This window comes from Kitasatospora sp. NPDC058965 (assembly GCF_042741245.1).
In the GTDB taxonomy this organism is placed as follows: domain Bacteria; phylum Actinomycetota; class Actinomycetes; order Streptomycetales; family Streptomycetaceae; genus Kitasatospora.
The window spans coordinates 1-11,848 of the sequence record NZ_JBHYKG010000272.1 but is presented as its reverse complement, the minus strand read 5'-3'; the positions used below and the strand labels follow the sequence as shown (position 1 = coordinate 11,848).

11 protein-coding genes are annotated in these 11,848 nt (G+C 77.5%); 4 read left to right on the top strand and 7 right to left on the bottom strand.

The genetic code is table 11. The features are described 5' to 3' along the window. From ACFW1A_RS31625 to ACFW1A_RS31610, 4 genes are all read right to left on the bottom strand, one after another. Window positions 1–965: energy-coupling factor ABC transporter ATP-binding protein (locus tag ACFW1A_RS31625; protein WP_380414901.1), on the bottom strand; the 965-nt coding region annotated here is incomplete at its 3' end. After that, window positions 962–2,047: a CbiQ family ECF transporter T component gene (locus ACFW1A_RS31620; protein ID WP_380414899.1), complete on the bottom strand. Its 1,086-nt coding sequence runs from the start codon at window positions 2,045–2,047 to the stop codon at window positions 962–964. The genes ACFW1A_RS31620 and ACFW1A_RS31625, both read right to left, overlap by 4 nt. Then, a complete protein-coding gene (locus ACFW1A_RS31615) occupies window positions 2,044–2,703 on the bottom strand; it encodes an SCO2322 family protein (protein ID WP_380414897.1) in 660 nt (219 codons plus the stop codon). Before ACFW1A_RS31615 ends, ACFW1A_RS31620 begins: the two co-directional genes overlap by 4 nt. Beyond that, window positions 2,700–3,932: a prenyltransferase/squalene oxidase repeat-containing protein gene (locus tag ACFW1A_RS31610; RefSeq protein ID WP_380414895.1), complete on the bottom strand. Its 1,233-nt coding sequence runs from the start codon at window positions 3,930–3,932 to the stop codon at window positions 2,700–2,702. Before ACFW1A_RS31610 ends, ACFW1A_RS31615 begins: the two co-directional genes overlap by 4 nt. Before the next feature lie 221 nt (window positions 3,933–4,153). Between ACFW1A_RS31610 and ACFW1A_RS31605 the strand changes: the two genes are divergently transcribed. From ACFW1A_RS31605 to ACFW1A_RS31590, 4 genes are all read left to right on the top strand, one after another. Continuing rightward, on the top strand, window positions 4,154–4,816 hold the full coding sequence (locus ACFW1A_RS31605) for a hypothetical protein (RefSeq protein ID WP_380414893.1): 663 nt from the start codon (window positions 4,154–4,156) through the stop codon (window positions 4,814–4,816). 195 nt (window positions 4,817–5,011) lie between these two features. After that, window positions 5,012–6,337, top strand: coding sequence for a glycosyltransferase family 4 protein (locus ACFW1A_RS31600; protein WP_380414891.1), 1,326 nt, complete (start codon window positions 5,012–5,014; stop codon window positions 6,335–6,337). Window positions 6,338–6,383: 46 nt separating this feature from the next. Continuing rightward, complete coding sequence (locus ACFW1A_RS31595) at window positions 6,384–7,118, top strand: class I SAM-dependent methyltransferase (RefSeq protein WP_380414889.1); 735 nt, start codon at window positions 6,384–6,386, stop codon at window positions 7,116–7,118. Continuing rightward, a complete protein-coding gene (locus ACFW1A_RS31590) occupies window positions 7,115–8,203 on the top strand; it encodes a prenyltransferase (protein WP_380414887.1) in 1,089 nt (362 codons plus the stop codon). The genes ACFW1A_RS31595 and ACFW1A_RS31590 overlap by 4 nt, the downstream gene beginning before the upstream one ends. 68 nt (window positions 8,204–8,271) lie before the next feature. Here ACFW1A_RS31590 and ACFW1A_RS31585 read toward each other — a convergent pair whose 3' ends face one another. The 3 genes from ACFW1A_RS31585 to ACFW1A_RS31575 form a co-directional block, all read right to left on the bottom strand. Next, window positions 8,272–9,384 carry a hypothetical protein gene (locus ACFW1A_RS31585; RefSeq protein ID WP_380414885.1) on the bottom strand — a complete coding sequence of 371 codons (1,113 nt, stop codon included), beginning with the start codon at window positions 9,382–9,384 and terminating at the stop codon, window positions 8,272–8,274. Between the two features lie 160 nt (window positions 9,385–9,544). Further along, window positions 9,545–10,471: an N-acetylmuramoyl-L-alanine amidase gene (locus tag ACFW1A_RS31580; RefSeq protein ID WP_380414883.1), complete on the bottom strand. Its 927-nt coding sequence runs from the start codon at window positions 10,469–10,471 to the stop codon at window positions 9,545–9,547. 7 nt (window positions 10,472–10,478) lie between these two features. Further along, window positions 10,479–11,848: hypothetical protein (locus tag ACFW1A_RS31575; protein ID WP_380414881.1), on the bottom strand; the 1,370-nt coding region annotated here is incomplete at its 5' end.

The following is an 11,848-nucleotide window of genomic DNA, read 5'->3' as shown; positions in this document are numbered from 1 at the left end:
CCCATCTGTGCGTTGATCTCGCCGGCCCGCAGGGACTGCGAGACGGACCGCAGCGCCGGGACCGGGCCGCGCCGGACCGCCAGCCGGCCGGTCTCGGCGCCCGGCGCTGCGGACGGCACGGCGGACGGGACGGCGGGCGCGGGCGACGCGGCGGCGAGCCGGGCCCGCAGCGGGGCCGCGCGGCGGCGGGCGTCGCGCACCGACAGCGGCAGCGGGGACCAGCCGGCCTGTTCGCCCAGGGCCACCACCGGGGGCCGCACCGGGGAGTGGGCCAGCACCTCGGCCGGCGCGCCGAGCACCGCGGGCCGGCCGTCGCCGGGCAGCAGCAGGACCTGGTCGGCGTACTGCACCACCCGCTCCAGCCGGTGCTCGGCCAGCAGCACGGTGGTGCCCAGGTCGTGCACCAGGCGCTGCACCACGGCCAGCACCTCCTCGGCCGCGCCGGGGTCCAGCGCGGAGGTGGGCTCGTCCAGCACCAGGACCTTCGGGTGCACGGTCAGCACCGAGCCGATCGCCACCCGCTGGCGCTGGCCGCCGGAGAGCGTGGCCAGCGGGCGGTCGCGCAACTCGGCCAGGCCGAGCAGGTCCAGGGTCTCCTCGACCCGGCGGCGCATCACGGCCGGCGCCAGGCCCAGCGACTCCATGCCGTAGGCCAGCTCCTCCTCCACCGTGTCGGTGACGAACCGGGCGCCCGGGTCCTGGCCCACCGTGCCGACCAGATCGGCCAGTTCGCGCGGGCGGTGGTGGCGGGTGTCGCGGCCGGCCACGGTGACCCGGCCGTGCAGGGTGCCGCCGGTGAAGTGCGGGACCAGGCCGCTGACGGTGCCCAGCAGGGTGGACTTGCCCGCCCCGGACGGGCCGACCAGCAGGCAGAGTTCGCCCTCGGGGACGGTCAGGTCGACGCCGGTCAGGGCGGGGGCGTCGGCGTCGGCGTAGTGCACCGAGACCTGCTCGAAGGTGATCACGGGCGGGCGGTCCTCCGGAGCGGGGGCGGGGGCGGGGCCGCGACGGCGGGCAGCAGCGCGAGCAGCACCGCCAGCGCGGCGTAGAGCGGCAGCCGGGGCGCGGCCAGCGGGACCAGGGAGGGGGTGAAGGCGTCCGGGTAGCGGCCGCTGAGCACCACCACGGCCGCGCCGGCGGCCAGCCCGGAGGCGGCCACCAGCCACTCGGGGGCGGCCCACGGGTCGGGCCGGTAGCGGGTGCGCACGGTCCGGCGGCCGCCCAGTGCCAGTGCACCGGCCACCGCGGCCGCGCCGGCGGCCAGCAGCGGCACGGCCCACGGCGCCCGGTCGGTGCCGAGCAGGCCGAAGACCGCCGCGCAGCAGGCCAGCAGGCCGGTCAGGGTGAGGGCGCGGGTGGCCGCGGCCACCCGGCGCGGCACCGGCGCGGTGCGCCCGAAGCCCCGGGTCTCCATCGCGGCGGCCAGCGCCAGCGACCGCTCCAGGGCGCTCTCCAGCACCGGCAGTCCCACGCTCAGCACGGACGCCACCCCGCGGTCCGGGCGGCCGCGCAGGCGGCGGGCGGCGCGCAGCCGGCGCACGTCCGCCACCAGGTTGGGGGCGAACGAGACGGCCACCACCACGGCCACCGCCACCTCGTGCAGCGCGCCGGGCAGCAGCTTGAGCAGCCGGGTGGGGGAGGCGAGGGCGTTGGCGGCGCCGACGCAGCCGAGCAGGGTGGCCAGCCGCAGTGCGTCGCAGCCCGTGAACAGCAGGCTCTCCAGGCTCACCCGGCCACCGACGCGGATCCCCTGGAACCAGCCGGGGAGCGGCAGTTGGGGCAGCGTCAGCAGGGTGTGCGAGCCGCCGACCGGGGAGCCGAGGAGGACCGCGAAGAGCAGCCGCACGGCCAGCACCGCCAACCCCAGGCGCAGGAAGGTCCCGTAGGAGCGGGCCCACGGCGCGCTGCTGCGGCGGGCGGCCACCACGAAGCCGGCCACGGCGGCGATCAGGGCCAGCAGCAGCGGGTCGGTGGAGCGGGAGGCGGCGGTGGCCAGACCCAGGGCCCAGAGCCACCAGGCGGCGGGGTGCAGGGCGCGCGGGGTCATCCGGGCCGCCGCCGCAGCAGGACGGCCGCACCGGCCCCGACCGCGGCGATCAGGGCCAGCGCGGCGGGCAGCGGGAGGACCGGTGTGCCGCGGGTCGTGGCTGCGCCGGAGGCGCCCGCGGCGGGGTCGGCGGCGGCCGGTGCGGCCACCGGTTCGCCGCAGCCGGCGGCGGGGTAGCCGGCGATGGCGCAGAGCAGGCCGTTGCCGGTGTCGTAGCGCAGCGGCGGCGCGACGGCGGCCACCACCTCGGCCGAGGTGGCGTCCGGGCGCAGTTGGGCGCAGCCGCTGCGGGGAGCCGGCACCGCACCGGCCGACGGCGCGTCGGCCGCGGTGCCGAAGTCGAGCAGGACCGCGACGCGCTTGTAGCCCGGGCGCGGCGGGGTGCCGGCGCAGAGCGCGGCGAACTGCGCGGTGCCGCCGGGGCGGGCGGCCTGCTGGCCCCCGTCGGGGCTGAGCGCGAACCGCCAGCCGTCCACCGCGCCGTCGGCCGGCACGAAGACCGCCGGACCCTGCTGCTGGAACGCCCACTCGGTCCCGGTCCAGCGCCAGAACGACCAGTACCGGAACGCCGTCGCACCCGCGGGCCCGGCGGCGGCGAACTGGGCGAGGACGCAGACCAGCAGCGCGCCGGCCAACCGGGCCCGGGGCAGGGTCACTTGGCGCGCTTGCGGTTCAGGCTGATCAGGAGCCCGCCGCCGAGGCCGATCAGCAGCCCGACGCCGATGGTCCACATCGAGGAGGAGCCGCCGCTCTTCTTGCCCGGACCCGCCGCGGCGGGCGCGGCGGCGGGGGTCTTCGGGGCCGGGCCCGCCTCGGTGAGCTGCTTGACCAGGTCGGTGCCGCCGAACGCGTGCGGGTCGGCTCCGGTGGCCCGGGCGGCCAGGACCAGGGTGGCGGTGGCCGCCGCGTCGGTGCCCTTGGCGCCCTTGGCCCAGGACCCGGCGTTCGCCGCCAGCCAGTCCACCGCGGCCTTGGCCTGCACCGGGTGCCCGGCGCGGACCAGGCTGAGCGCGGCCCAGGAGGTGGCCGCGAAGTCCGGGGCGGGGGTGGCCCCGGGCATCGCCAGCATCAGGTGCTCGCCGTTCGCGGACAGCGTCCGGTCCAGGTAGCCCGCGGCGTTCTCGGCCGGCGTGGCCGAGGCGTCGCAGGCCTTGGGCGCGGCCCCGTCCGGGCTGCCGGCCGGCACCGGCAGCTCGCCGCCGGCCAGGGCCAGCGCGGCCTGCGCGGTGGCCAGCGGGTTGGCGGTCGGCGCGGTGCCCGCGGTGGCCTGGTAGGCGAGCCCGCCGCGCTGGTCGGCGGCGGTGTCGCAGCCCGCCTGCAGGGCGGCCAGCGCCTGCAGGCCGGTGCGGCCGGACCTGGCCACCGCGGTCGGGTCGGTCTTGGCGGCGCGCAGCGCGCTGACCGCCAGGCCGGTGGAGTCGGCGTCGCCCGGGTTGCCCGGGTTGTAGGCCCAGCTGCCGTCGGCGTTCTGGTTGGCCTTGAGCCAGGCCACGCCCTTGTCGACGGTGTCCTGGTGGCCGCCGAGCGCGACCAGCGCCTGCACGGCCACGGCGGTGGCGTTGCTGTCCTCGGCGGCGGCGGTGCAGGCGGTGGCGGTGTCGGCGCGGAACGAGGGCCAGCCGCCGTCCGCGCACTGCTGGCCGGTCAGCCAGTCCACCGCGGCGTCGGCCGGGGCCACCCCGGCGGTGGTCAGCGCGGTCAGCGCCAGCGACTGCCGCCAGACCCCGTCGTAGGTCGGGTCGCCCTTGCCGTACAGCGCGGCCGGCGGGGCCACCGGGGCGGCCGACGGGGAGGCGGTGGCGTCGGCCAGGGCGGGGCCGGTGGCCAGGCCGGTCAGCAGGGTGGCGGTGAGCAGGGCGGCGCCGGTACGGGCGGGGGTGCGCATGGCGGTGACAGGACCTTCCGTTGGACAGCGGGCGGCCGCGCGGGCCCCGCTGCCGCTCCGGCCGGGCCGGGCACGGCCGGAGTACGACTCTAACCGCACCGCCGCGGCTGCCCGGACCGCGTGCGGACCGGGCTGAGTAAACGGCCACAGCGCCCGGCCGGGGTCTGCGGCACCCTGGGCGCAGGGGCCGGGCGGTTCCGGGGGAACGGGCAGGGGAGCGGATGGCGGAGCAGGTGAGGTTCGGTTTCGTGATCAGCCTGGCGGTGCAGCAGCCGGGTCGGGCGGCCGGCCCGCTGCGTCCGCCGGTGCGGGCCGAGCTGTACCGGATCAGCGGGGAGGCGATCCACCGGGCCGGGATCGCCGAACCGCAGGTGCACCGGGAGGACCGGGAGGACGGGATCCTCTTCGTGGTCGCGCCCGGCGTGCCGCCGCAGCTGTTGCTCGGCGCCTGGCTGCAGCACCTGCACCAGACCCTGCGGCAGGGCAACCGCAACGCCCGCGAGGTGCTGCGGCTGCGGGTGGGCCTGCACGCCGGGCCGGTGACCGCCGACCCGCGCGGCCGGTCCGGACCCGCGGTCGAGCTGGCCCGCCGGCTGAGCGGCAGCGCCGAGGCCGCGCGGCTGATGCGGGCGGCGCCGGCCGCGGTGCTGCTGGTCGTGGTGAGCGACGAGCTCCACCGGGACCGGCTGCACGGGGACGGCGAAGGGAGCGGGGCGGACCGGTACCGTCCGCTCACCGTCCGGCTCCCGGAGGGCGACCGGCAGGCCTGGTACCGGCTGCCGGGCGTCCCGGTCCCCGCACGCCCGGCGGCTCCCACGGGGGTGGAGCCGCCGGGCACGCCGGTCGGCGGCCGGCCGGGCCCGACCTGGCCGGACCAGCGGTGAACGGGGGGAACGCCCCGGCGGCGGGGGCCGCCGGGGCCGCCGGCCGGCCGGGGGCGCGCGGGCGCCCGGGCCGTGCTCCCGGCGTGGCGTGAATCACCATCCCCGGCTCGGTCCGGAAAGCTACGGGCCGGTATCTTCGAGGTCTCTCAGTGTTCACACGCTCGGCCCCGCGGGCGTGGGCAGAAGGGGCCGACCATGACAGGGCAGCCACCCGCCACCGCCGCGCGGCCACTGCGGATCGCGCTGCTGTCGTACCGCGGCGACCCGTTCTGCGGCGGCCAGGGCGTGTACGTGCGCCACCTCTCGCGCGAACTGGCCCGGCTCGGGCACCAGGTCGACGTGATCGGCGCGCAGCCGTACCCCGTGCTGGACGAGGTGCCCGGCCCCGGATCGGTGCGGCTGGTGGAGCTGCCGAGCCTGGACCTGTACCGGGCGGACGACCCGTTCCGCACCCCGAAGCCCGCCGAGCTCCGCTCCCTGGTGGACCTGGTGGAGGTCGCCACCATGTGGACCGGCGGCTTCCCCGAGCCGCTGACCTTCTCGCTGCGGGCCCGCCAGTACCTGGCCCGGCACCGCGGCCGCTACGACGTGGTGCACGACAACCAGACCCTGGGCTACGGCCTGCTCGGCCTGGAGCGGCACGGCTTCCCGCTGGTCACCACGGTGCACCACCCGGTCACCGAGGACCGCCGGCTGGAGCTGGCGGCGGCGGACACCCGGCTGCGCCGGCTCTCGCTGCGCCGCTGGTACGCCTTCACCCGGATGCAGCGCCGGGTGGCGGCCCGGCTGGACCACATCATCACGGTCTCCGACAGCTCGAAGACCGACATCGTGGCGCAGCTGGGTGCGCCCGCCCGCAACGTCTCGGTGGTCCCGATCGGCGCCGACACCCGGCTCTGGTCGCCCGATCCGCAGGTCCCGGTGGTGCCCGGACGGATCGTCACCACCTCCAGCGCGGACGTCCCGCTGAAGGGCCTGGTCTTCCTGGTCGAGGCGCTGGCCAAGGTCCGCACCGAGCGCGACGCGCACCTCGTGGTGGTCTGCAAGAAGCAGGGCGAGGGCCCGGTGGCCGAGGCGGTCCGGCGGTTCGGCCTGGAGCGGCACATCGAGTTCCGCACCGGGCTGACGGACCAGCAGATGGTGGACCTGTTCCGGTCCGCCGAGGTGGCCTGCGTGCCCTCGCTCTACGAGGGCTTCTCGCTGCCGGCCGCGGAGGCGATGGCCACCGGGACGCCGCTGGTGGCCACCACCGGCGGCGCGATCCCCGAGGTGGCCGGGCCGGACGGCGAGACCTGCCTGGCGGTGCCGCCGGGCGACGCCGGGGCGCTGGCCCAGGCGCTCGGCCGGGTGCTGGACGACCCGCAGCTGCGGGCCCGGCTCGGCGCGGCCGGCCGGGACCGGGTGCTGGCCCGGTTCACCTGGGAGCGCGCCGCCGAGCGGACCGCCGACCGGTACCGGGCCGCGATCGCCACCGGAGCCGGGCACCGGGCCCGCTCCGGACCCGGCTGGCGCTACCTCTGAGCTTCTTCCCCACCCTCCGTCAGAAACCTCGCATGGGAGTCCCGCAGTGCTGACCGTCGACTTCTCCCGCTTCCCGCTCGCCCCCGGCGACCGGGTGCTCGATCTGGGTTGCGGCGGGGGCCGGCACGCGTTCGAGTGCTACCGCCGCGGCGCCAACGTGGTCGCACTGGACCAGAACGGCGACGAGATCGCCGAGGTGAAGAAGTGGTTCGACGCCATGGCCGCGGCGGGCGAGGCACCCGAGGGCGCCTCCGCGGTGGCGATGGAGGGCGACGCGCTCAACCTGCCGTTCGAGGACGACACCTTCGACAAGATCATCATCTCCGAGGTGATGGAGCACATCCCGGACGACAAGGGCGTGCTCGCCGAGATGTTCCGGGTGCTCAAGCCCGGCGGGCTGCTGGCCGTCACGGTGCCGCGCTGGCTGCCGGAGAAGATCTGCTGGGCGCTCTCCGACGAGTACCACGAGGTGGAGGGCGGCCACATCCGGATCTACCGGGGCGACGAGCTGCTGGACAAGCTGCGCGACGCCGGGTTGACCCCGTACGGCACCCACCACGCGCACGCGCTGCACTCGCCGTACTGGTGGATCAAGTGCGCGGTGGGTGTCGACAACGACAAGGCGCTGCCGGTGCGGGCCTACCACCAGCTGCTGGTCTGGGACATCGTGGGCACGCCGGTGATCAGCAGGATCACGAAGGCGGCCGAGGCCGCGCTCAACCCGGTGATCGGCAAGAGCTTCGTCGCCTACGCCAGCAAGCCGCAGCGGGTGGGTGCGTGACTCTCCCGGAGGGCGTGGCCGCGCCCCAGAGCCTGCTGCTGCCGGGTCTGCTGGACGCCGAGCAGGTGGCCGCGACGGTGCGCAGCATCCTGGTCGAGCAGCGCCCGGACGGCGCGATCCCGTGGTTCACCGGCGGCCACCTGGACCCCTGGGACCACACCGAGGCCGCGATGGCGCTGGACGCGGCCGGCGAGCACCGGGCGGCCGAGCGCGCCTACCGCTGGCTGGCGGACCGTCAGAACCCGGACGGCTCCTGGTACGCGGGCTACTTCGGCGACGGCGCGGACCCGGTCGACGAGGTCAGCAACCGGGCGATCGAGACGAACTTCTGCGCGTACTTGGCCGTTGGCCTGTGGCACCACCAACTGGCCACCGGGGACGAGGACTTCCTGCGCGAACTGTGGCCCGTGGTGCGCCGGGCACTGGACTTCACGGTCGGCCTGCAGCTGCCCGGCGGCCCGATCGCCTGGCGGCTGGACGAGGACGGCACCCCGGCGCCGGAGGCGCTGCTGACCGGCTCGGCCAGCATCCTGCACGCGCTGCGGTGCGGTCTGGCCATCGCCGAGCACCTCGACGAGCCGCAGCCCGACTGGGAGTTGGCCACCGGGCGGCTGCGGCACGCGGTGGCCCGGCACCCGGAGCGGTTCCTCGACAAGGGCCGCTACTCGATGGACTGGTACTACCCGGTGCTGGGCAGCGCGCTGCGCGGGCCCGAGGCGCTGGCCCGGATCGAGGCCGACTGGTCCCGGTTCGTGGTGCCGGGCCTGGGCGTGCGCTGCGTCAGCGACCGGCCCTGGGTGACCGGTGGCGAGAGCGCCGAACTGGCCCTGGCCCTCTGGGCGGTGGGCGATGCGGAGCGGGCCCTGGAGATCCTGCACTGGATCCACCGGCAGCTGCGCCACCAGGACGGCTCCTACTGGACCGGCTACGTCTTCGAGGACCGGGCGATCTGGCCCGAGGAGCGCACCACCTGGACGGCGGGCGCGCTGCTGCTCGCGGTGGCGGCGCTGGGCGGCGACCCGGCCACGGTGGCGGTCTTCGGCGCGGCCGGGCTGCCGAGCGGTCTGGCCGAGGGCTGCTGCTGACGCCGTGACGCGAAGGGCCCGGGGGGAGTCGCTCCCCCCGGGCCCTTCGCGGTTCGTTCGGGCTCGGGTCAGCCGCGCTGGATGCCGGTGACGTCGTGCAGCACGCCCTGGGTGCCGTCCTGCAGCTGGGCCACCAGGGCGGTGCCGCGCTGGTCGACCGCCAGGTACCAGGTGCCGGGCAGCAGTTCACCGACCGGCGGGCCGGCCGGGCCGTCCTTGGGCGCCAGCCGGCGCGGCTCCGGCACGGCGAACCAGAACGGGGCGAACTCCGCGGCCGGCGCCGGGGCCGGGCCGGTGCCCACGGCGGGCGGCAGCACCGCGGTCTGCTCGGCGGCCGACGGCGGCGGCACCTCGCGCTGCGCCTCGGCCACCGGCGCGGCGGCGAAGGCGTCCTGCGGCTGCGCGGCGGCCGGGGCGGGCTGCGCGAAGGGGGACTCCTGGGCCGCCGGGGCGAACGGGGACTCCTGGGCCGGGTGCGCGAACGGGGACTCCTGGCCGACCGCAGCCGCGACCGGCTGCGGCTGGCCGCCGAAGGTCTGCCCCGGTGCGGGCTGCGGCTGGGCGCCGAACGCCTGGCCCGGCTGCGGCTGGCCGCCGAAGGTCTGGCCCGGGCCCAGCGGGCCCGCACCCGGGGCCGGGAACCCGTAGCCGCCCGGCTGCTGCGGCTGGCCGCCGAAGGTCTGGCCCGGCACCTGCGGCTGCCCCGGGTAGCCGTAGCCGCCCGGCTGCTGGAAGCCCTGGGCGCCCGGGTAGCCCTGCTGCTGCGGGTAGCCCTGCGGCACGGCCGGCTTGTCGGTCAGCAGCGGCGCCTGCAGCGCCGGCACCAGCGGGCCGGCCACCGCCGCGCCGGCCAGCACCAGCGCCGCGAGCAGGCCGAGGTAGGCGCCCCAGGAGTGGTTGGAGCCGGCGCCCAGCGACCAGAGCGCGGTCCACAGCGCCACGACGGCGAACGAGGTGCCCCACTGGTCCAGCCGCAGGCCCAGGATCTGGCGGGTCCTGGCGGCCTCGCCCTGGAAGCGCTGCAGCAGGATCAGCGCCGCGGCGAAGATCCCCAGCAGGTACTCGGAGGGCAGGATCGGGAACAGGTTGCTGCTCCAGGCGCTGGACGAGCACGCGTCCAGGTCGCACCCGATCGACCAGTACGGCAGGAAGGACGAGACGAGCAGGACGAAGGCCGCCACTGCGACGGCGGCATCTCCCCTGCTGAGCGCGCGCAGATTCACTGATCGGTCCCCTCGTTGCTTCGGTGTTCGTGCTGAACGGGCAGTGATTCTACTGACCGGTTCCGGTGGCCGGGGCCATCGCCTCGCTCCGGACGGGCGACGGCCGGTCGGGAGCCGGTCAGGAGCCGGTCAAGAAGGCGCGGAAGGCGTCGGCGATGCCCTGGGCGGCCCGCTGGCGCCACTGGGCGTCGGTCATCCGCTGGGCGTCGCCGGCGTTGCGCATGTTGCCGCACTCGATGAAGACCTTCGGGACCGTCGACAGGTTGAGCCCGCCCAGGTCGTCGCGGGTGTCCAGGCCCTGGTCGGCGATGTAGTCGGCGAACTGCTCGCCGGTGGCCCGCTGGAAGTCGTCCCGGACCAGCACGCCGAGGCGGTGCGAGGGATCGGTGATCGGGCGGGTGTCGGCCTTCCCGGCCACCACCTTGGCGGGCATGATCACGTGGAAGCCGCTGCCCGAGGCCGGGCCGCCGTCGCCGTGCACCGAGATGGCCGCGTCCGCGTGCGCCGCGTTGCCGATCGCGGCGCGCTCGGTGACGCACGGGCCCCACGGCCGGTCGCCGTCCTGGGTGAGGACCACGGTGGCGCCCAGGCCCTGCAGCAGGTCGCGCAGCCGGTGGGTGACGTCCAGGGTGAAGTCCGCCTCGGTGTAGCCGGCGTTGGTCTCGGTGCCGGTGGTGTCGCACTCCTTGTGGCCGTTGCCCACGTCCACCTGCTGGTTGATCTCGGTGGGGTGGTTGGCGTTGCCGGGGTTGTGGCCCGGGTCCAGCAGCACGGTCCGGCCGGCCAGCGGCCGGGCGGCGGTGGGGCCGGCGGCGGCCGGGCCGGAAGCGGTGGCGGAGGCTGCGCCGCTCGGAGCGGCGGCGGCCGTGCTGTCCGGCGCGGACGGGTCGGCGGTCGCCGCGACCGGCGAGGTGGCCGGCGGCGCGGCCACGGCCGCGGCCGGGGCGGAGGCGGCGGGGCCGCCGCAGGCGGTCAGCGCGAGCAGGCCGAGGACGCTGCCGGCCAGGGCGGTGCGGTGGGCGGTGCGGCGGGTCGTGCGGTTCACGGTGCGGTCAGATCCTGTCCCAGGTGCGGCTGGCCAGCCCGTAGCTGCTCGCCAGGGCGTTCCACTTTGCCACGAAGTCCTTCTTCGCCTGCGTGGCCTGCGGGTTGAGGTCGTCGGCCTTCTGCTTGTCGGGGGTCGAGGGGGCGCTCTTGTTGGCGCCGCAGCCCTGGGCGCTCACGGTACGGGCCCAGGCCGCGTAGGCCCGGTCGATGTCGCCGGAGGTCTGCCAGGCGGACTTGAGGGTGGCCGCCGCGTCCGCCCCGCCGGGCAGGTCGGAGAGGTCGAGCTTGGCCAGGTCGGCGAGCAGCTGGTCGCGCTGGGTGGCGCCGGAGTCGAAGGTCTGGGCGGCGGCGTCGATGTCGGCCTTGGCCGGGCAGCTGCCCACCGTGGCGACCGCGCTGCCGATCGGGGCCTTGGCGCTCTCGCCGCGGGTGAGCAGGTCGTCCAGGGCCTTGGCCTGGGTCTGCGCGTTGGGTCCGGCGCTGGGACTGGCGCTGCCGCCGGGGCTCGCGCCGGCGGACGGCGGGGCGGTGTCACCGGGGGTGGCGGAACCGGTGGCGGTGGCGGCGGGGGCCTGGGCCGGCGGGGCGGCCTTGGGGGCGGTGCTCGCCGAGCCGGAGTTCTGGGTGGCCAGCACGAAGCCGCCGCCGACGGCCAGCACCAGGACCACGCCGACGCCGATCAGCAGCGGGGTGCGGCGGGGGCGGGGGGCGTCGTCCTCCGGCCGGTCCTGGTAGGGGGCGCCGATCGGGAAGCTCGGCGGCTGCTGGTGCGGCGGCGGGTAGCCGTAGCCGGTCGGCGGTCCGGCGGGCGGCGGCGGGGGCGTGCCGAAGGGCGGGGGGCCGGCCGGGGCCCCGGGGGCGGTGAAGCGGCCGGTGGACTGGGCGGCGGCGTGGCCGGGGAAGGCGCCGGGCTGCGGGGCCTGGGGGTAGCCGTAGCCGTTCGGCGGGGCGGCGGGCGGAGCGGCCGCGGGCGCGGTCGGCGGCAGGTAGGGGCGGCCGCCCGGTGGCGGGCCCTGGTCGCCGGGGGCGGCGCCCGGGAAGGGCGGGAACGCGGCGGTCGGCGCACCGGCCGCACCGGGCGCGGCGGCGCCGTAGGACGGCGGGGGCGTGCCGTGCGGGGGCGTGGCGCCCGGACCAGGGGCACCGGGGCCCGGCGCGCCGGGGGCGGGGCGGCCGGGGAACGGGCCCGGCGGCACCGGACCGGCCGCGGGCGGCGCGCCGGGCGGTACCGGACCGGGCGTGACCGGGCCGGGGGTGAACGGTCCGCGCGGCGGCGCGCCCGGTGCGACCGGACCGGGGGTCACCGGGCCCGGGACCACGGGACCGGGGCCGGCCCCGGCCGGGCGCGGCCCCCCCGGCGGGTAGGGCGCGTCGC